Genomic DNA, 20,325 nt, shown 5'->3' on the forward strand with positions numbered 1-20,325 from the left:
GGCCTGGCGGGGGCAAAGGCGACATGCCCCCTGCCTCCCGCCAGGTCGCGTCACGTCTTTCACTTTACCTGCCCGGCCATCGGCCGGTCTCAAGACCTGGATACAGCATGGCCACATACACCAAGGCGCGCCGGCGAAAGCCGTTCAAGCGATGGCTGACCGACGCCACCGAGCCCTATCTTTACAGCGCGCCGGCGTTGATCCTGATCATCGCCGTGATGCTGGTGCCGCTGGTGCTCGGCGTGTCCTATGCCTTTCGCGACATCCAGCTGCTCAACCCGTTTTCCGGCGGCTTTGTCGGCATGGAGCATTTTCGCGAACTCTCCCGCGACAGGGCCTTTTTCGGTGCGCTGACCAATACGCTCTGGTGGACCGGCGCCTCGGTCGGCCTGCAATTCGTCTTCGGGCTGATCCTGGCATTGCTGCTGGCCGAACCGTTCAAGGGCAGGGGCCTCGTCCAGGCGCTGGTCTTCCTGCCCTGGGCGGTGCCGACCTTCCTCACGGGCCTCAACTGGTCCTGGCTGCTCAATCCGGTGATCGGGCCGATCCCGCATTGGCTCTACGCGCTCGGCCTTATGGACGAGCCGCGCAATATCCTGTCCGACCCGCATCTGGCGATGTGGGGCCCGATCGCCGCCAATGTCTGGTGGGGCATTCCCTTCTTCGCCATCACGCTGCTGGCCGCCCTGCAGGCGATCCCGCGCGACCTCTATGAAGCCGCCGAGATCGATGGCGCCGGCCCGGTCCAGCGGTTCCTCTCGATCACGGTGCCTTTCCTGGCGCCGACGATCGCCATCACCGTTCTCTTGCGCACCGTGTGGATTGCCAATTTCGCCGACCTGATCGTCGTCATGACCAATGGCGGGCCGGCCGACCGCACCCAGATCGTCTCCAGCTATATCTTCACCATCGCTTTCAAGCGGCTCGACTTCGGCTACGCCTCGGCAGTCGCGCTGGTGCTTCTGGTGCTGCTGCTGATCTATTCGCTGCTGATCGTCGTGCTGCGCCAGACGCTGTTGAAAAAGGACTGACGGCCATGCGCATGCAAAAAATCACCCTCACTGTCCTGCACCGCCTGGCGATCCTCGTCTACATCGTCTTTTCCCTCTTTCCGCTCTACTGGATCCTGAAGGTCGCGGTGACACCGACCGACCTTCTCTATTCGGAAGGGGTCCGGATGTGGCCGAGCCATGCGACGCTCGAACACTTCTCCTTCGTGCTGCAGCACACGGCCTTTCCGACGCTCTTCATGAACAGCGTCATCGTCTCCGGCTCGACCGCAATCATCGTCACCGTGCTCGCCTCGCTCGCCGGTTACGCGCTGTCGCGGTTTGCCTTTCGCGGCAAGTTCCTGCTGATCGGCCTGCTGCTTGTCACCCAGATGTTTCCGCTGGTCATGCTGGTCGCGCCGATCTTCAAGATGCTGGCGCCGCTCGGCCTGACCAACAGCCTGACCGGGCTGGTCATCGTCTATTCGGCCTTCAATGTGCCGTTTGCCACCTTCCTGATGCAGTCCTTCTTCGACGGCATCCCGAAGGATCTCGAAGAGGCCGCAATGATCGACGGAGCGACGCAGTTCACGGCGTTCCGGCAGATCATCCTGCCGCTGACGCTGCCCGGCATCGCCGCCGGCCTCGGCTTTGTCTTCACCGCGGCCTGGAGCGAACTGCTCTTCGCGCTGATGCTGATCTCCAATTCGGACAAGGCGACCTTCCCGGTCGGGCTGCTCAGCTTCGTGTCGAAATTTTCCGTCGACTTCGGCCAGATGATGGCCGCCGGCTTTCTCGCCCTCATCCCCGCAGCAGCCTTCTTCCTGCTGATCCAGCGTTACCTCGTGCAGGGCCTCACGGCCGGCGCCGTCAAAGGTTGAAAGGACTTTAGCCCATGGCTTCCATCGCTATCGAAGGGGTTCGCAAGAGCTTCGGCAATGTCCCGGTCCTGCACGGCGTCGACCTCGACGTCCGGGACGGCGAATTCATCGTGCTGGTCGGCCCGTCCGGCTGCGGCAAGTCCACGCTGCTCAGAATGATCGCCGGGCTGGAGGATGTCAGCGACGGCACGATCCGGATCGGCGACCGGGCGGTCAACGATCTGGCGCCGAAGGACCGCGACATCGCCATGGTGTTCCAGTCCTACGCGCTCTATCCGCACATGAATGTTGCCAACAACATGAGTTACAGCCTCAGGCTCCGAAAGACCGCCAAGGAGAAGATCGGGCAAGCGGTGGAGGCTGCCGCCGGCAAGCTGGGGCTCGAGACCTTGCTTGCCCGTCGTCCGAAAGCGCTGTCCGGCGGTCAGCGGCAGCGCGTCGCCATGGGCCGCGCCATCGTGCGCCAGCCGAAGGCCTTCCTGTTCGACGAACCGCTGTCCAATCTCGACGCCCGTCTGCGCGAGCAGATGCGGGCCGAAATCAAGCGCATGCATGGCGATCTCGGCGCCACGTCGATCTACGTCACGCATGACCAGATCGAGGCGATGACACTGGCCGACCGGATCGTCGCCATGCATGGCGGTGTTGTGCAGCAGGTGGGCTCGCCGCTCGACCTCTATGACCGGCCGGCCAATCTCTTCGTTGCGGGTTTCATCGGTTCACCGGCGATGAATTTTCTCAAAGGCCGTTATCACGGCGCCGGGGAGAATTCCGAGATCACCCTGAACGGTGGCGGCCTGTCGGTGCCGGTCGGTGCACGCGACGGCATGGAAGAGGCGGGTGTGGCCACGATCGGCATCCGGCCCGAGCATCTGGCCCTCAATACGGACGGGCGTTACGGCGCAACCGTCGATCTGGTCGAGCCGACCGGCTTCGGCATCATCCTGCACCTGACCATGCAGGGGCAGGAGATCAAGGCCTTCACGCTGGACCGTTCCGCCCTCAATCCGGGCGCCAAGATCCGCTTCGACCTGCCGAAGGAACATCTGCACATTTTCGACGAGGCCGGCGATCGGGTCGAAGAGGCAGGCTGAGCGGCATGCCAAAAAAGGGTGGGCACGTGTTTCGCGCCCGGAATAGGTCCGGCAAAAACGCGTTCACCGGACCTATTCCAGCTTTTTGTTGTTGCGCATGTCCAGAGGGGAAAACCGCGACTGCGCCTTTCCTGGAAATGTTCTAGCCGCGTGCGGCAAGGCGGATCGCCAAGGCAATCAGCGAGAGGTCGGAGCCGCGCGGCCCGATCAGGGATACGCCAAACGGTGCGCCGCCGATCAGGCCGGCCGGCATCACCACCTGCGGCAAGCCGGCCATGCCGGCGACCGACAGCAGCGTCATCGCCGCGTGGCGAAAGTTTTCGAAGATCTCGGGCGGTGCATCGCGCCGGAAGGCCGCATCCGGCACCGCAGGCGCCACCAGCACCGAAAACGACCCGAGCAATCCCTCCATATGGCTGGTGAAGACCGTCTGCACCGCGTCTGCCTTCGCCACGTCTGCATCGGTGAGCGACATGGCAAAGGCGTAGCGGGCATCAAGCCCACCGCCGAGCGGCATGCCCGTCCGCGCGATCAGCGGCACGACGAAATGGCGCGCATCGGCGGCCTGCAGGGTGCGGAACGCCTGGTAGAGGCCATCGGGGCCGATCGCGCCGTAGACATTCGCCTCTGCCATCTCAAGCCCGGCAAAGGTCCGATCGAAGAGGGCGCGCTGGGACGGCCCCAGGCGTGCGGCCATGTCGGCTGCCAGCACAAGCCGCGGCGCGTCCGGCAACGGCGTCCGGTCCTCGCCGAGCAGCACGGCCGCGGTCTGCGCGAGGAGATCGCCGTCGCGGGTGAGAAAGCCGCAGGTATCGAAGCGCGCGGCAAGCTCCATGCAGCGATAGAGGGAGATGCGGCCATGGGTGGGGCGCAGGCCCCAGAGCCCGCAAAAGCTCGCCGGCGCCCGGATCGAACCGCCGGTGTCGGTGCCAAGCCCGATATCGGCAAGGCCGGCGGCCACGGCACTGGCCGAGCCGGACGAAGACCCGCCGGGAATGCGGTCGGGCGCTGCCGGATTGCGGGGCGTGCCGAAATGCGGATTGACGCCGTAGAGCGCCCAGGCGAGTTCGTCCGTATGGGTCTTGCCGACGAAGCGGGCGCCGGCGTCGAGCAGGGTCTGCACCGCCGGCGCGGTTTTGTCCTTGGTCCCGCTTGCCGCCAGAACCAGCGGACTGCCGCAACCCGTCGGATAGCCGGCGACGTCGAACAGATCCTTGACCGCCAGCGTGCAGCCGGCAAGCGGGCCGGTTTCGGCGCATCCGACGTCTGCTGCCGGATACGGCAGGAAGGCATCGACGGAGGGCAAATCAAGGGGTGCAGGCATGGCGTTCACGTGTAAGGCAATGAGGGATGACAAAGAAGAGACAGCGCCTATCGGTCACGCCGATCACCTGCGCGCACCTTTCCAGCTTTTAACCGGGTCGACAAGATGCCGGCGCATCCCCGTGCCAGGGCGCTTCTCAAGATCGCGCGCCTTCCGGATCTGCCCGCCGGACGGCCGCCAGGATGGCGCCCGTCAACGAGACCCCGCGCACTGCGGCCACCGGATGTCCCTATCCGGCGGCGTCTTTCGAAGCGTCTGCACTCGCCGGCTCAGTGTTTCAGCGAGCGCGGATCGAGCGCGTCGCGGATCGCGTCGCCCATATAGTTGACGCTGAGCACGGTGAGCGAGATGGCCAGCCCCGGCCACAGCACGCGCGATGGCGTTATCTGCAGGAAATTGGCGCCGTCGAACAGCAGGCGTCCCCAGGTCGGGAAGTCCGAGGGGAAGCCGAGGCCGAGAAAGGACAGCGAGGATTCGGTGATAATCGCCGAGGCGATGCCGAGCGTCGCCGAGACCATGATCGAAGAGAGCACATTGGGCAGGATGTGCTTCAGCACCACGCGGTATTGCCGCATGCCGCTCGACTTGGCCGCCATGATGAATTCCTGGCTCTTGACCGCCAGCACATCGCCGCGCACGATACGCGCCGTATGCATCCAGCTGGTGACCCCGATGACCGTCACGATCAGGATGAAGATGCCGGTGGACGGACCGAATGCCGAGCGCAGCGTGTCGCGAAACAGCATGATGATCACCAGCAGCAACGGCAGCAGCGGCAGCGCCAGAAAGAGATCGGTCAGGCGCATCAGCGGCCCGTCGAGACGACGGTAGTAGCCGGCGGTCACCCCCACCAGCGTGCCGAGGAAAAGCGCGATCAGCATCGCCACCATGCCGACGGCCAGCGAGATCTGCCCGCCGGCCATGACCTGGGCCAGCATGTCATGGCCCAGATTGTCGGTGCCGAAGGGATGGGCGAAAGTCGGCCCCTGGTTCTTGTCGCGGATATTGATCTTGTTGGCGTCGACCGTGTGGATCAGCGGCCCGAGATAGACCGCAGCGACGATGAAGACGAAGACGACAAGGCCGGCAACGCCGCCCGGATGCTTGGCAAATTGTTGCCACATGGCGCCGATCATCGAGCGGCGGCGCGGTGCGATTGCGGTGATGGCGGCGTCAGTCATAGCGGATCCTCGGGTCCAGGATGCCGTAGAGAACGTCGGCAATCAGATTGAACAGCACGATCAGGAAGGCGAAGATGAAGGTCAGCGTCTGCACCAGCGGCAGGTCGGCGCCCTGGATGGCGACGATCAGCAACTGGCCAAGCCCGTTCACCCGGAAGATCTGCTCGGTGATGATCGCGCCGGAAAAGATCGTCGGCACGCCGAGCGCGATCACCGTGACCACCGGTATCAGGCTGTTGCGGAGCACATGCACCAGAAGCACGGTCTTTTCCTTCACCCCCTTGGCGCGGGCGGTACGCACATAGTCCATGTGCAGGTTGTCGAGCATCGAGGCGCGGACGAAGCGGCTGATCTGCGAGGTGTTGTAGAGGGTCAGCACCAGTACTGGCAGGAACATCTGCCGCACCTGCGCGACGAAGCTCGACCAGTCATGCACGACCAGATTGGTGTCGTAGACCGAAGGAAACCAGTTGAGCTTGGCCGAGAAGATGACGATCAGCAGCACGCCGGTGAAGAAGGTCGGCACGGAATAGCCGATCATCGAGACGAAGGTGCCGATCTGGTCGAAGATCGAATACTGCTTGTAGGCCGAGACGACGCCGATCGGGATCGCCAGCAGCACGCCGAACAGATAGGAGAGGCCGACGACCCAGAGCGTCTGCGGCATGCGCTGGACGATCAGATCGACCACCGGGCTTCGGGTTGCCCAGGACAGCACGCGCAGCCGGTGCGGATCGCCGATCGCGATACCGGTCATGTCCTGCAGGACATTGAGCGGCTCATTGATGAAGAATTGCTGCAGCCACAGCAGATAGCGGATGAAGAAGGGCTGATCGAGACCCATGGCGCTGCGGATCTGTTCGCGAACCTCGGGCGGTATCGTCAGGGGAAGGTCGCCCAGCGGATCGCTCGGGGCGAGATCCAGAAGCGCAAAGATGATGAAACTGATGAACAGCAGGGTCGGGATTGCAAACAGCAATCGCCGCAGGGTGTAGGTGAACATTTAGGGCACTCTCCAGACCGTCTCGGAAGTCTGCGATGCCGGCCCCGCAATGTGACGGGGCCGGCAAAGGCATTACTTCTTGCGCGACCAGTCCGCGACATTCCAGAGTTCGCTGTCCCAGGCGTTCATCTTGACGCCTTCGAGCGTGTTGTTGACCGCCGACAGCTGGCCGCGATGGATAAGCGGCAGCTGGGCGAATTCGGTGGTCAGCATGTCGTTGAGCTGCTTGGCAATCTTGGCGCGTTCTTCAAGATTGGCGGTCTTGCTGAGGGTCTTGACCAGCTCGTCGTATTTGGGGTTGCAGTAGCGCGGTTCGTTCTCACCCTGCCAGCCGTTTTCCGGGGTCGGGATCTTGTTGCACATCCAGCCGGCCAGATATTTTTCCGGATCCGTGCCGTCGAAATTGTTGGTGTACATCTGCACGTCGGCCATGAACTTCTGGAAGGTGTCCGGCGAGGACGGGTCGCCGCCGAAGAAGACGTTGGCCGAGATGTTACGCAGTTCGGTCTGGACGCCGATCTGGTTCCACCAGTCCTTGATCAGCGCCTGCGAGCCCTGGCGCACGGAATTGGTCGAGGTCTGGAACAGCACCGACAGCTTGACGCCGTCCTTTTCGCGCACGCCGTCGCCGCCCATCTTCCAGCCGTCGTCGTCGAGCAGCTTGTTGGCGCCGTCGATGTCCTGCTTCAGGCACCAGTCGTCATTGGCATGCGACGCGTAGGCGTCCGGGGCCGGTACGATGTCGCAGGTCGGCTTGCCCGCTTCGCCATAGCCCGCTTCAACCAGGATTTCACGGTCGATGGCAAGCGACAGGGCCTTGGCGACGGCCGGGTCGGTCAGGAAGGGGTGCGGGCCGGCAGCCTTGGTCGAGCGCTTGTCGCCCTGCGCGGGATCGACGGCGAAATGGTTGAGGTCGATACGTTCGACCTGGGTGCCGAAGGCGGTGACCAGGTGGCCCTTGCCCGACTGCATCATCTGTTGGAGCACTTCCGGCTCGACCTGCATGTTCCAGGCATAGTCGAATTCGCCGGTTTCCAGCACCGAACGGGCCGCCGAGGCTGCGTCGCCGCCGCCCTTCAGGGTGACGGACGCAAAGGCCGGCTTGGCCGGATCACGATAATTCTCGTTGGCGGTGAAGGTCACCACGTCGTTGGGCTTGAATTCCTTGACGACGAAGGGGCCGGTGCCGACCGGATGGAAATTGGCCTCGGTGCATTCCGGCGCCTTGATCCCCATGCAGTCGGCGAACTGCTTTTCCTGGATCAGCGGCGACTGGGCGCCGACAAAGGCGCTGTAGGGATAGGGTTTCGGCTCGGTAAACGAGATCTTGATCGTGCTGTCGTCGACAGCCTCGACATTGGAGACGCCTTCATAATAGGCGCCCTGGGCGCAGCCGCCGTCCGGCGCCGTGCAGTATTTCCATGTGAACACCGCATCCTTGGCGGTGACCGGCGTGCCGTCGGACCATTTCAGGCCGTCCTTCAGCTTCCAGGTCATGCTCTTCAGGTCTTCCGCGACGCCGCCATTCTCGACGGTCGGGATTTCCGCTGCCAGCATCGGCACAAGCTCGCCGGTCTCGTCATAGCGGGCCAGAGGCTCGATCACCATGGACGAGGCATACACTTCCTTGGTGCCGCCGGAGAGGTAGGGGTTCATCGTCGAGGCGGCCTGCCAGAAGATGATCTTCAGGTCGCCGTCCGTGCCGCGGTCCGCCATGGCCGGAGCGGCCGCGAGACTGAGCGCTGCGGCCGATGCGGCCAGCAGAAGTCTGGATTTCGTCATTATGCTATTCCCCGATTATTATTGGTTGGGTGTCATGCGTCATTGCCACATGCCGAAGCGAACCTATCGCTCGTTCGGGATGAATTTCAACCGCTAACTACATTATTTTGCTTGGAAATTTCGAACATCGCCGATCCTTGGAGACAAGCGCTCCCACCCTTCCGACAGGGTCGGAATTCGATGCATTGATCAAAATTTAGGCCATCTAAGCATGAGGCTATTTTTCGTTCAAGCCTGAAATTTGCGGCTTGCAAAAGCGCCGTCGACAAGCACAGTATCTGCCCAAACTCGTGGGAACGCATAGCGCAAAAGGTTATATTTCATGCCGATCATCAACCGTGCCAGTGAACTCCAGCCGGAAGTGGCGGGCTGGCGCCGATACCTCCACCAGAACCCCGAATTGCTCTACGACGTGCACAACACGGCGGCGTTCGTCACCGAGAAGCTGAAAGCGTTCGGCTGCGATACGGTGGAGACTGGACTGGGGCGCACGGGCGTCGTCGGACTGATCAAGGGCAACAAGGGCGACGGGCCGGTCATCGGTTTTCGCGCCGACATGGACGCATTGCCGATCGACGAGGAAAGCGGCGTGGAATGGGGGTCGCAGACACCCGGCAAGATGCATGCCTGCGGCCATGACGGGCATACCGCCATGTTGCTCGGCGCTGCCAAATATCTCGCCGAAACCCGCAATTTCGCAGGCACCATCGCGGTGATCTTCCAGCCGGCCGAAGAAGGCGGCGGCGGTGCGCTGGAGATGATCCAGGACGGCATGATGGACAAGTTCGCCATCTCGCAGGTCTATGGCATGCACAATCACCCGGGCATGCCGGTCGGCGCCTTCGGCACCCGTGCGGGCCCGCTGATGGCGGCAGCCGACGAGTTTCAGATCGTCATTCGCGGCCGCAGCGGCCATGCGGCCCAGCCGCACAAGTCGGTCGATCCGGTGCTGGTCTCGGCGCACGTGATCGTCGGCCTGCAGGCGATTGCCGCGCGCGAAGCCGATCCGCTGCAGTCCGTCGTCGTCACGGTCGCCAATATCCATGGCGGCAAGGCGTTCAACGTGATTCCCGACACTGTCACGCTCGGCGGTACGGTGCGCACACTGCTGCCCGAGCTTCGCGACATGGCGGAAAAGCGGATCCAGGACATCGCGACAGGCATTGCCGCCGCCTTCGGGGCCTCGGCCGAAGTGGTCTATGACCGCGGTTATCCGGTGACGGTCAACCACGAGGCGGAAACGGATTTCGCGCTGGAAATCCTGCGCAAGGTCTCCGGCGACAAGGCCGTCTCCGACGCCTTCCCGCCGGCCATGGGCGCGGAGGATTTCTCCTACATGCTGGAAAGCCGCCCGGGCGCCTTCGTCTTCATCGGCAATGGCGACACCGCCAATCTGCACAACTCGAAATACGACTTCAACGACGAGGCCATTCCCTACGGCATCAGCTACTGGGTGACGCTGGCCGAAACGGCGCTTGCGGCCTGATATCGGCGTTTGGGCGAAGGCTGGAAATGGCGGGGAGCCGGCGTTCCCAGCGGATCGGACGAGAGGGTAAGGCAGACATGACGAACACGGTCGAAGACACGATGACGACAATTGCAACTGCGGAACCGGTGCTGCAGGTCGAGGGCCTCACCACCTCGTTTCGGGTGGGCGGCACGTGGCGCAAGGTCGTGCGCGATATGAGCTTTTCCGTCGCGCCGCGTGAAACGGTGGCGATCGTTGGTGAAAGCGGGTCGGGCAAGAGCGTCACCTCGCTGTCGATCATGCGGCTGCTGCCGAAATATTCGAGCCGGATCGAGGGATCGGTCCGGCTTGGAGGCCGCGATCTGCTGGCACTGTCCGACGAGGAGATGCGCAAGGTGCGCGGCAACGACATCTCGATGATCTTCCAGGAGCCGATGACATCGCTGAACCCGATCTTTCCGATCGGCAAGCAGATCTCTGAAGCCATCCTGTGCCATCGCGACGTGTCGAAGGCCGAGGCCAAGCGCGAGGTCCTGCAACTGTTGGACAAGGTGCGCATTCCCAATGCGATGAACCGGTTCGACGAATTTCCGCACCAGTTTTCCGGCGGCATGCGCCAGCGTGTGATGATCGCCATGGCGCTCGCCTCGCGGCCGAAGCTGCTGATCGCCGACGAGCCGACGACGGCGCTGGACGTCACCATCCAGGGCCAGATTCTCGACCTGATCAAGGAATTGCAGGACGAGGAAGGGATGGCAGTGCTGTTCATCACCCACGACATGGGCGTGGTGGCCGAAGTCTCCGACCGGACGATCGTGATGTTCCGCGGCGATGCGGTGGAGACCGGCACGACCGATGACATCTTCCATCGTGGCAACCATCCCTATACCCGCGCGCTGCTGTCGGCCGTGCCGCGGCTCGGCTCGATGAATGGCCGCGAGAATCCGGCCAGCTTTCCGATTATCGACATCGCCAGCGGCGCCTTGACCCGTGCCGAGGAAGAGGGTCCCGATCCGGCGCCGCACGACCAGCCGGTACTGTCGGTGCAGAACCTTGTGACCCGGTTCGATATCCGCTCCGGCCTGTTTTCACGCCGGACCGGGGCCGTCCACGCGGTGGAGAACGTGTCGTTTTCGGTGAAGCCGGGGGAAACGCTGTCGCTGGTGGGCGAGAGCGGCTGCGGCAAGTCGACCACCGGGCGCTCGATCACCCGCCTGGTCGAGCCGACATCGGGCACTATCGAGGTGGACGGCTATAATGTGCGCCAGCTCGATCCCGCGACGCTGCGCAAGATGCGGCGCACCATCCAGATGGTGTTCCAGGACCCCTTTGCCAGCCTCGACCCGCGCATGACGGCGGGCCGCGCGGTGATGGAACCGTTCATCGAGCACAAGCTCGGCAGCACGGCCAGGGCGCGCGACAAGGCCGCCGACCTGTTCGAGCGCGTCGGCCTTTCGGCCGAGATGATGGACCGCTATCCGCACGAATTCTCCGGCGGCCAGCGCCAGCGCATCGCGATCGCCCGCTCGCTGATGCTCGACCCGAAGGTGATCATCGCCGACGAGGCGGTGTCGGCGCTCGACGTGTCGATCAAGGCGCAGGTGTGCAACCTGCTGCTCGACCTGCAGAAGGATTTCAACCTCGCTTACCTGTTCATTTCCCATGACATGGCCGTGGTCGAGCGGGTCAGTCACCGGGTCGCGGTGATGTATCTGGGCGAGATCGTCGAGATCGGCCCGCGCCAAGCGGTGTTTGAAAACCCGCAGCATCCCTATACGAAAAAGCTGATGTCGGCCGTGCCCGTACCGGACCCGGCGCGCCGCAGCCTGCGTCGCGACCTGATGACCGACGAAATCCTCAGTCCCGTGCGCCCCGCCGGCTATGTCCCGCCGCAGCGACAGTATCGTGAGGTTTCGGAAGGGCACCTGGTGCAGGTGGAGTAGAGCGTCCCGCCGTCGTTCGTCTTAACCGGCTGGTGACGCGCTATCCATCGCCGAGCCCTGCAGCCGGCATTGACATTGGCTAGGCAGGATCGCGACAGACGGTCCAACGGGATTGGCCGGGCGGGCTTCTCCGCGGCCTCGTCGTTACTGGGTGGCGCCCACCTGTTTTTCCATGGCTTCAAGCGCCTTGGAAAAACCGCTCAGCGACAAGTCGATCGGCACCTTGTTGCCCTCGGGCGTGGTGACGATCACCTGGGCCTTTGCCTTTTCCTTCATGGCCGCGATCATTCCCGGCTCGACCGTCTCTTCGATCAGGCAGCCCTGCTGGGTGCAGCGATCAACGCTCAGATCTGTCCGGTAAGCGTCCTCGATCGTCAGTTCTACCTTGTCCTGAACGGCGATGCCGAGCGGCACGGCCATCTGCATGGCGATTCCCTTGGTTGCCGCCGGCGCGAGGCTCATCACGAGAATAACCTGGCTCTTGTCGCCGGTTATGGTGCTGGCCGAGATCTGGCACATCCGGTTTCCCGCTACGGTCTCGCAGGACATCTCCCAGGCACTGTCTGTCGCTGCCTTCACCTTGTCATCGGCAGGCTTGGCCGCCTGGGCCGGTGCCTCCGTCTCGGCCGGCTTTGGAGCGGACCGCGTTCCACCGCCGGTAGACGGAATAATGCCATTCTGGTCGGTGGTCGGATCGCTCAAGATCGGCGCTCCGGTGGTCGAGCGCGAAGCCGGTGTTGAAAACAGGGGGGCGGTCGATTGCGCCAGCGCCCAGGTGTTTGGGACAAGAATAGTCGCGCAGAGAAGGGCTGCAAAACCTGCAGCCTTTGTCGTATCGTTCATTGTATTTCCCCGATTTGGCTAGAAGCGCGCGACCACAATTTTTATATAGCGTAGCGCATTTTCCTGATTGCATAAAATTTGAAAATTCGTTTACTTCCACATTACCTGCATGAGCGAGGATGATGGAATGAAAAAGCCTGCACGACACCTGATGGCCGCCGCCATAACTTCATTCCTCCTCACGGCATTGCCTTTCGAGGCTTTCGCCCAGGCTTATGTCAACCAGGCAGCACCGACCGCCTCCTACAACCCGGCTTACCTGCAGCAGGTGCCGCCGGGCGCCAAGCCCATGGCTCCGCGTCGGCAGGTTATCCGGCCGAAAACGCAGGCGACGGCCGAGCGTCCGGCCGTGCTCCCCGCGAGCGGTAAGCCTTCGCTTGCACATATTTACCCCTCCGTCGGGACCGGCTCGACCGCGATAGTGCGTCCGACATCGCCCGATTGGCCGACGGTCGGCCGCGGAACTGTGACGAGATAGCCACAAGACCTGTCAGAATTAACCAATAGACCGGAATCCGCCTCTTTAAATATCAAAACTACAGATCGCCCCAAAAATGAGACTGCTCATTCCCTAAAACTTGATGCTAGTGGTTTCTCGCCCGTAGGAAATAATAGGGAAATATCGTTCGGGCAGGAATTACATATTTCAAGTATGCCACCGCATGGAGAAAGCCTCTCCAGGCGAAGCTAAACCCTGTTCTTCTTGTGAAAGAATATTGGGCGGTGGTGTGACTCGGGGGCAAGATGAATTTGAAGATTGCGTTACTTCTGACGCTTAGTACAGCTCTTGCGAGCTGTCAAAGCGGGCAGCAACTTGATACGCCTGCGGCCACGCTATCTGCGCCGACAAAGACAACGGCCAAGGTTCGCCAGATGCCCTCGCCGCAGATACCTATCGATGTCGCCGTCTATGATTTTCCGGACCTTACGGGCCAGGCAAAGCCGAACGAGAGTTTTGCCGAATACAGCCGCGCCGTCACGCAAGGCGGTAGCGCCATCCTGATCGACGTGCTCAAGCGAACCGGCAACGGGCAGTGGTTCCGCGTGGTCGAGCGTGGCGGGCTGAAGAATCTTGTGCAGGAGCGTACCCTGATCGAGAACACCCAGCGCTCCTACGGCCGTGCGAGTGGCCTGCCGCCTGTGCGCTTTGCCGGATTGCTGCTGGAAGGCGGCATTATCGGCTACGACTCCAATGAAGTAACCGGCGGGGCTGGCGCCAAATATCTCGGCATCGGCGGCGACGTCCAGTATCGCTCCGATGTGGTGACCGTCAATCTGCGTGCCGTCAGCGTGCAGACAGGCGAAGTGCTGGCCTCGACCACCACCACCAAGCAGATCTATTCGGTCCAGGTTCGCGGGGGAGCCTACAAGTTCATCGACTCCGATTCGCTGCTGGAGATCGAACTCGGCCAGTCGCGCAACGACCCGACCTCGCTTGCCGTGCGGGAAGGGATCGAGCTCGCGGTCTATTCGCTGGCGGTGCAGGGCGTGAAGCAGGGTCTGTGGCATCTGAAAGACCCATCGAGCGAGTCGGGTTTCGTCAGTGATTTCGAGACATCCTATAGTGGGAAGCAAGTTCCTCGGTTCTGACGTCGCTTGAATAGATAAATTATGTAAAAATGCAGGGTCGGCGTCGATGATGTCGGCCTTTCTGCATTTTATATTCAAAGTACAGTCCCATTTTTGGGTATATATGCGTTTGTCAATTAACCTTTACTTAATAAATCTATAAGGATGTCTTGCTTGGCTACAGCGGCGGTGGCATTTAAGCATTCGTTAAGAATGAAATTCAGGATTGGCACCCGTAGAGCGTGCAGTCCCAAGGAGGGTAAAGTCATGGCATTTCCGAGCAGAAAAATGACGCTTCTAGCAGGGGTCGCCCTGTCGGCGATCGCCGGCACCGCCGTCGCGCAGGAAGCAAACACCGGCTATATCGGTCAACGTGACCGCAGCAACTTCGCCTACCTGTCTCAGGACGGCAGCAATGACGGCTTCATCTACCAGTACGGACAGCGCAACGTCTTCCTGCCTATCGCCAATGGCGGACCGGGCGATGCGCAGAGCGGCTCGAACATTCTCGGCGTAGAGCAGCTCGGCACCGAAAACTTCGTCGGCGGCGACTTCCTGCAGTCCGGCAACAACACCGGCGCCATCGGCCAGTTCGGCACGCACAATGTGGTCAACCGCTTTCTGCAGACCGGCTCCAACCGCGGTGCCGTCTTCCAGGGCGGTTACAACAACCTGGCGCAGAACGTTCAGGACAGCGGCACCAACGACACGGGCATCGTCCAGCTGAACACCGACGAAAATGCAGCCGGCAACTTCGCCGCCAGCACCCAGACGGCCAGCGAGGGTGCGGTTTCCGGCACGCTGCAGGTCGGCTCCGGAAATGGCGCGATCACGGCGCAGTCGGGTGCCACCGACTCGCGTGCCATCACGCTTCAGAGCGGAACCGGGAATGGCGCCTATACCGGCCAGACGAATGTGGCGGACAGCGCTAGTGGCATCGTCCAGACCGGCAAGGGCAATACCGCTGCCAGCGGCCAGCTTTCCTCCGTCGATGCGAGCTCGCTCATCCTGCAGGATGGCAAGAACAACAATGCCATTAACGCGCAGACCAACGTAGCCGGTGCTTCTGAAACGACGGTCCAGACAGGCAACGAGAACGAAGCCGCAAGCGTGCAGACCCTTGTGGCGAACTCTTCCGCGGCGATCGCCCAGGACGGCAACGACAACGAAGCGGCGAGTGCGCAGGCTTTCGTCTTCGGTTCGTCGACGGCGACGGTTCAGGACGGCAACAAGAATACAGCAGGCAACGGGCAGACCTTCGTCGCCGGTTCTTCGGCGGTCATCGGTCAGACCGGCAACAACAATGATGCCGCCAATGCGCAGACCCTTGTCCAGGGTTCGTCGGCAGCGATCGTTCAGTCAGGCAACAAGAACAACGCTGGCAACGTCCAGGGTCTCGTCGCCGAGTCCTCGGCCGCTATCGGCCAGATCGGCAGGGAGAACAGCGCAGCCAACGCTCAGACGCTCGTCGGTGACGCCTCCGCTGCAATCCTTCAGGGGGGCGACGGAAACGAGGCTGCCAACGTACAGGCAGGGCTGACGGAAAGCGACGCTGCCATCCTCCAGCTTGGTAGTGACAACATCGCCGCCAATGCCCAGACGGGCGGGCTTCGCAAGACGGCTCGCATCATCCAGGGCGGCGTTGGCAACACGGCGACCAACCTGCAGTCCAACGGTGAGGGCAATGCGGCAGCGGCTCTGCAGCTGGGTAGCAGCAACACCGGGCTCAACGTTCAGGCGGAGGGTGTGGCAAACGCTTCCGGTATCGCCCAGTTCGGCTCCGACAACGGCGCTGCCAACCTTCAGTCCGGGGGCTCTGATGCAACCGCCGCGATCGCCCAGTTCGGCAACGGCAACGTCGCGCTCAACACCCAGGTCGATGTCGACCCGACCGCGGCCGGGATCCTGCAGATCGGCTCCGGCAACGGTGCTGCCAACGCCCAGACGGATGTGATCGGTTCGAACGCCGGCATCGCCCAGTTCGGCTCGGCCAACATGGCGCTGAACACCCAGGAGAGCGGCAGTGACCTGACTGGTCTGATCGTCCAGGGCGGTACCGGCAACAATGCCTTCAACCTGCAGAACGGCGTGATGGATACCACGGCCTTTATCGGTCAGTTCGGTTCCGGCAACACGGCTGGCAACATCCAGCAGGAGAAGAGCTCGGGCGTTACCGCCGCCATCTTGCAGGTCGGCACCGGCAACACCGCGCTCAACACGCAGGGTGAGCGCCAGACTGTGAGCCGCGCGGTGCCGGGCTACAATCTGACGACCAACATCTCGATGCCGAAATACTTCATCGGTGGCTCAGGCTCCACTGGTCCGTTCCTGACTGGCCTCATAGCCGACGAAGGGTTGGCGTCCGGGACGGGCTCTGCCCCGGCGGTCGATTCCATTGCGGTTGCCGCGCAGTTCGGTAACGACAACGCCGCAGTGAACAGCCAGGTCGGCCAGCTCATCGTGCCGGAAGTGGTCCACGTGACACAGACCGGAACGGTTTATGCGCCGAAGTATGAAGGTGGCGCTGGGATCAAGATCGGACGTTTTGTTGACAGCCCCTACACCTACTCTCAAGGCTCAACGGACGTCACACTTCTTGACGCCGACGTGACCAACCCGCTCGGCGAAGTCACCATTCCGACAGTGGCCTCCGCAGCAGGCATTGTTCAGGTCGGCGACGAGAATGCCGCCTTCAACTTCCAGACCGTTGCTGCCGCCTCGCTCGCCGCAACCGTCCAGATCGGCGATCATAACTTCTCGTCCAACAGCCAGACCGGAACGATCGGTGTCCTTGCCGGCACCGTGCAGAACGGCAGCAACAATGGTGCGATAACGACCCAGACGCTGGCGGTCGCTTCGGCAGCCGCCACAGTCCAGAACGGCGACCGCAACTTTGCCGGCACCACCCAGGTGGCGAGCCTCGGCAACCTTTCGCTGATCGTCCAGGACGGCGATTACAACGCGGCCCTGGTCAACCAGTCCAACTCGTCAGGCAACACCTCGGCGATCCTGCAGCACGCAAGTCACAGCATCGCGCTGATCGACCAGGGCGGCAGCGGCAACAGCTCGGCGGTCGTCCAGACCGGCGCCTACTCCAACGCCTGGGTCAGCCAGACGGGTAGCGCGTCGAACTCGGCGATCATCCAGTACGGCTCCGGCTCCAGCGATGCCGACCGCAACTACGCGGTCGTCAGCCAGTCCGGCGCCGGCCAGAACTCTCTGGTCGTGCAGCAGGGCCGGGCCAACGTCGCCTTCGTCGCTCAGAAGTGACAGGGACGGGCGGGGCGCTTGAACACGCGTCCCGCCTTCCACACAAGGGCCTATCCGATGGCGCCGCAGATCGTGTTGCTCCTTGTCGCTTTCTCTCTAGCCGGCCATGCTGGTCTGGCCGAGGCCGATGATCAGGATGCGACAAGAATCTACGGCATCCCATCGGGCAGTCAGGTTGAAGACTGCGGCATCGAGATTGCCGAAGGGGCGCTCACCCGCCTTTCGCCTTTTCTCGATGCGGCAGACAACCTGCAAGGCTCTTATCGCCTGATGGTCATCACGTGGACGTCGGGCTCTGTCGCGGAAACGCGCCAGGAAAACCGGATCGATGCAGGCGAGCTGAAAGCCAGCAACCTGTTCATCGACCACCCGGACCGGCTTCGTGTGACCCTTGAGGTCTGGACGGAACAGGGCGCCACGGTTTGCCTTCTCGAGCATCAGCTTTCGCTCGGGAAGCAGGCCACGGATATCTGAGAAACCAGGAGTGACGAACATGACGGCATTCAAGACATACCGTACCCTGCATGGGCTGGCCGTCGGCATCGCCCTTGCCGCAGCGACGACCGCCGCCACGACGGCCAAGGCTGAAGATCTGCTCGTCCAGGACTATCAGACCGATGCGGCGGCCGTCGGCGCGCTGATGCAGCCGATCCAGCCTTTTCTGGGAGGCGCCCAGGGGTCGACCACTTCGATCATCCAGCTCGGAAGCGCCAACAACGCGGCGGTCAATATCGCCGGCAATGGCAGTCTCGCCCTGATACAGCAGGCCGGCGACAACAACCGTGCGATCCAGTCGATCGAGGGCAGCAGCTCGGCGCTGCTGCTTGCCCAAGGCGGGCGCAACAATTCCGTCGTGCAGGCTGCCAAGGGCAATAATGATTTCCAGCTGGTCGGCGTGTCCGGCTCCGACAACCAGGTTGCCTATGTACAGGTTGGCGACAATCTGGCTGGCGCGCTCGATGTGCGCGACTCCACCAATTCCACCGTGCTGGCGTTCCAGACGCCGCAAAGTGGAAGCTACATGATGCCGACCGGGCTGCGTGGCCTCGACAACAAGGTTGTCGTCGTGGTGCCCGGCCGAATGTATGTCCTGCCCAAACGCTAGAATTGAATGAGGATCTTCGCCATGAAACTGATGATTACCGTGCTTGCCGTCGCGGCTCTCTTTGCCGCTGCCGGCAGCAGCTTCGCCTCAGAACTCGTCTACCGCCCTGTCAACCCGTCGCTCGGCGGCGATCCGCTGAACGGCAGCTGGCTGCTGTCCCAGGCGAGCGCCCAGGGGGCGGGTGCCAGCGGCGATTCCGGCTTCTCGATCGATTTCCCGGACTTTGGCGGCGTCGATCAGCCGGCGACCGATCCCACCGACCTTCCGGACGTCGACACCAGCACCGGCGGCTGATCCGGCCGGCTCACGGAAAAGGGGCCGTTTAACAGCCCCTTCTTCGCAGCTCTGAAGAGATGCACTCAACGCTGGCGGATGATCGCCACGTTGCCCGTGCCCTGCTGGCTGATGAAAGCCTGGTGCCCGACACCCGTCTGCTGGATGGTGGCGGCATTCATGTAGCCGACCTGCTGGATGAAGCCGACATTGCCTGTGCCGGTTTGCTCGATCGACGCCGTGTTGAACTCGCCGCTCTGATAGACAAGCGAGAGATTGCCGACCAGCGAACTGCTGTTGACGGCCGGACGTGCGGCATCCAGGACCTTCATCGATGGTGTAAAGATGTCGGCAGTGCTGATCGCGGCCGAAGCGGTGCCCGATGCCTGTGGTACAAAGGCAAGCGACATTGCCGAGGGGCCGGCGCTGGCAGATGCAGCAAAGAACATTCCGACCGCAAAAGAGATGTAAGCAGCATTTTTATTGTACATTGTTGTACTCCCCGTTCCGTTGTGGGGAAACAATGCCATTCAGCGATTAAGATATACGTCACTGAAGATGGTATTCGAAATGTTTAAAAGCGCGAAGAATGCGAATATATGATTTAACTGCTTGTAAACCCTGCTGCGGCCGTGCTGGACAATGTCAGTTCTGCTCGGCAATGCGCCATTGCTGATCGAAGGCACGGTCGATAATGGCCAGCTTTTCCATCTGCTGGGCAATAAAGCCATCGACGAATTCCGCCGAGACCCAGATGGTCGAACGTCCTTTGGCGCCTTCCCATCCCAGGATGCCGGACGCTTCGCCCTCACTGATCTTGCGGGCGGAGTGGGAGCGCGACAGCCGGAAGCCTGTGACCACTTCCTGAATCGATCGCAGGCGGGTGTGATATCGTGCGCGCCGTTCGTCGTGTCGATCGATCGAGAGGATGAGCCGCTCCATGATAAGAAAGCCGCTATTGATCGACATGAAATGCGCGATCGGCGCGGCCGGTTCGCGAATGAGCGCGCTCTGTAGCAAGCCTTCCGCAACCATGGGCTGAAAGTGAGACAGCCTGTTATGCGCGCGGCTGTGCGCGCAGCGTCCACCATCATCCAGCCTGTCGAGGGTCGCGAGATGGATCTCGACCCAGAGCCGGAAAGCCTCGATCGTCGAGGCCGTGGGTACCAGCACCCGGATGCGCTTGTCGCGACGGTGCGGTCTCTGGGTGAGGATGCCGTATTGCAGCATTTCGCCGAGAAATGCGGCCGCCGTATTTCGGCTGGTCACGCGATGCTGCTGTATGACCTCGAGAAAGTTTGCCGCATTGAACTCATCCTGGCGGTTCTGATTGCAAAGCTGGAAATAGAGCGATAACCCGACATGCCCCATCAGCCATCGGTGCTGGGTGGCAAAAACACCTGCAAAGCGTGGATCTTGCTCATTGACCGATAACAGCGCAGCGGATTGTTGCTGTATGGCAACCAACGGTATGCGTTTACCTATCTTCGCTGAAATCTCGATATTCATCGTAGATCAATTCGGTAGAAAACTCAGAAGAGAATTGTTTGATGCTTTTCAGCGAATTTGAGAAGTGATCGAAACGTTTTTCGATAACGAC

The 20,325-nt window shown here is 62.0% G+C and carries 18 protein-coding genes; 11 read left to right on the forward strand and 7 right to left on the reverse strand.

Going from position 1 to position 20,325, the window contains the following annotated elements; genetic code table 11:
* Positions 1-107: 107 nt before the first annotated feature.
* The 3 genes from J2Z17_RS04265 to J2Z17_RS04275 are packed head-to-tail and all read left to right on the forward strand — an operon-like array spanning position 108 to position 2,964.
* Positions 108-1,031 carry a carbohydrate ABC transporter permease gene (locus J2Z17_RS04265; RefSeq protein WP_209942520.1) on the forward strand — a complete coding sequence of 308 codons (924 nt, stop codon included), beginning with the start codon at positions 108-110 and terminating at the stop codon, positions 1,029-1,031.
* A 5-nt stretch (positions 1,032-1,036) separates the two neighbouring features.
* The gene (locus J2Z17_RS04270) at positions 1,037-1,870 is read left to right on the forward strand and encodes a carbohydrate ABC transporter permease (protein ID WP_209942522.1); all 834 of its coding nucleotides are present in this window, start codon (positions 1,037-1,039) and stop codon (positions 1,868-1,870) included.
* Between the two features lie 14 nt (positions 1,871-1,884).
* The gene (locus J2Z17_RS04275) at positions 1,885-2,964 is read left to right on the forward strand and encodes an ABC transporter ATP-binding protein (protein ID WP_209942524.1); all 1,080 of its coding nucleotides are present in this window, start codon (positions 1,885-1,887) and stop codon (positions 2,962-2,964) included.
* Positions 2,965-3,106: 142 nt separating this feature from the next.
* Here J2Z17_RS04275 and J2Z17_RS04280 read toward each other — a convergent pair whose 3' ends face one another.
* The 4 genes from J2Z17_RS04280 to J2Z17_RS04295 all read right to left on the reverse strand — a co-directional run bounded on the left by J2Z17_RS04280 (position 3,107) and on the right by J2Z17_RS04295 (position 8,254).
* Positions 3,107-4,288: an amidase gene (locus J2Z17_RS04280; protein WP_209942526.1), complete on the reverse strand. Its 1,182-nt coding sequence runs from the start codon at positions 4,286-4,288 to the stop codon at positions 3,107-3,109.
* Positions 4,289-4,557: 269 nt separating this feature from the next.
* Positions 4,558-5,469, reverse strand: a complete 912-nt coding sequence (locus J2Z17_RS04285) for an ABC transporter permease (protein ID WP_209942528.1) — start codon at positions 5,467-5,469, stop codon at positions 4,558-4,560.
* Positions 5,462-6,472 carry an ABC transporter permease gene (locus J2Z17_RS04290; RefSeq protein WP_209942530.1) on the reverse strand — a complete coding sequence of 337 codons (1,011 nt, stop codon included), beginning with the start codon at positions 6,470-6,472 and terminating at the stop codon, positions 5,462-5,464. Before J2Z17_RS04290 ends, J2Z17_RS04285 begins: the two co-directional genes overlap by 8 nt.
* 72 nt (positions 6,473-6,544) lie before the next feature.
* Positions 6,545-8,254 carry a peptide ABC transporter substrate-binding protein gene (locus J2Z17_RS04295; protein ID WP_209942532.1) on the reverse strand — a complete coding sequence of 570 codons (1,710 nt, stop codon included), beginning with the start codon at positions 8,252-8,254 and terminating at the stop codon, positions 6,545-6,547.
* Between the two features lie 322 nt (positions 8,255-8,576).
* Between J2Z17_RS04295 and J2Z17_RS04300 the strand changes: the two genes are divergently transcribed.
* Both J2Z17_RS04300 and J2Z17_RS04305 read left to right on the forward strand, forming a co-directional pair.
* Positions 8,577-9,740 carry a M20 aminoacylase family protein gene (locus J2Z17_RS04300; RefSeq protein WP_209942534.1) on the forward strand — a complete coding sequence of 388 codons (1,164 nt, stop codon included), beginning with the start codon at positions 8,577-8,579 and terminating at the stop codon, positions 9,738-9,740.
* 77 nt (positions 9,741-9,817) lie between these two features.
* Positions 9,818-11,665: an ABC transporter ATP-binding protein gene (locus J2Z17_RS04305; protein ID WP_209942536.1), complete on the forward strand. Its 1,848-nt coding sequence runs from the start codon at positions 9,818-9,820 to the stop codon at positions 11,663-11,665.
* Positions 11,666-11,809: 144 nt separating this feature from the next.
* Here J2Z17_RS04305 and J2Z17_RS04310 read toward each other — a convergent pair whose 3' ends face one another.
* Positions 11,810-12,508 (reverse strand): invasion associated locus B family protein, encoded by a 699-nt coding sequence (locus J2Z17_RS04310; RefSeq protein ID WP_209942538.1) that lies wholly within the window; start codon positions 12,506-12,508, stop codon positions 11,810-11,812.
* Between the two features lie 127 nt (positions 12,509-12,635).
* Here J2Z17_RS04310 and J2Z17_RS04315 point away from each other — a divergent pair, with 127 nt between their 5' ends.
* From J2Z17_RS04315 to J2Z17_RS04340, 6 genes are all read left to right on the forward strand, one after another.
* Positions 12,636-12,986, forward strand: a complete 351-nt coding sequence (locus tag J2Z17_RS04315) for a hypothetical protein (RefSeq protein ID WP_209942540.1) — start codon at positions 12,636-12,638, stop codon at positions 12,984-12,986.
* Positions 12,987-13,381: 395 nt separating this feature from the next.
* The gene (locus J2Z17_RS04320; RefSeq protein ID WP_342454365.1) at positions 13,382-14,098 is read left to right on the forward strand and encodes a CsgG/HfaB family protein; all 717 of its coding nucleotides are present in this window, start codon (positions 13,382-13,384) and stop codon (positions 14,096-14,098) included.
* A gap of 192 nt (positions 14,099-14,290) precedes the next feature.
* Positions 14,291-17,347, forward strand: a complete 3,057-nt coding sequence (locus J2Z17_RS04325; protein WP_209942544.1) for a beta strand repeat-containing protein — start codon at positions 14,291-14,293, stop codon at positions 17,345-17,347.
* Positions 17,348-17,404: 57 nt separating this feature from the next.
* The gene (gene csgH, locus J2Z17_RS04330; protein ID WP_209942546.1) at positions 17,405-17,821 is read left to right on the forward strand and encodes a curli-like amyloid fiber formation chaperone CsgH; all 417 of its coding nucleotides are present in this window, start codon (positions 17,405-17,407) and stop codon (positions 17,819-17,821) included.
* Between the two features lie 19 nt (positions 17,822-17,840).
* A complete protein-coding gene (locus J2Z17_RS04335) occupies positions 17,841-18,452 on the forward strand; it encodes a hypothetical protein (protein WP_209942548.1) in 612 nt (203 codons plus the stop codon).
* A 21-nt stretch (positions 18,453-18,473) separates the two neighbouring features.
* Positions 18,474-18,746, forward strand: a complete 273-nt coding sequence (locus tag J2Z17_RS04340; RefSeq protein WP_209942550.1) for a curli assembly protein CsgF — start codon at positions 18,474-18,476, stop codon at positions 18,744-18,746.
* A 65-nt stretch (positions 18,747-18,811) separates the two neighbouring features.
* Here J2Z17_RS04340 and J2Z17_RS04345 read toward each other — a convergent pair whose 3' ends face one another.
* Both J2Z17_RS04345 and J2Z17_RS04350 read right to left on the reverse strand, forming a co-directional pair.
* Entirely contained in the window at positions 18,812-19,255 is a 444-nt protein-coding gene (locus J2Z17_RS04345; RefSeq protein ID WP_209942552.1) for a hypothetical protein, read from the reverse strand.
* Positions 19,256-19,370: 115 nt separating this feature from the next.
* Positions 19,371-20,234, reverse strand: a complete 864-nt coding sequence (locus J2Z17_RS04350; protein ID WP_209942555.1) for a hypothetical protein — start codon at positions 20,232-20,234, stop codon at positions 19,371-19,373.
* Positions 20,235-20,325 lie beyond the last annotated feature (91 nt).

Source organism: Heterorhizobium halophytocola, from assembly GCF_017873095.1.
Lineage (GTDB): Bacteria > Pseudomonadota > Alphaproteobacteria > Rhizobiales > Rhizobiaceae > Allorhizobium > Allorhizobium halophytocola.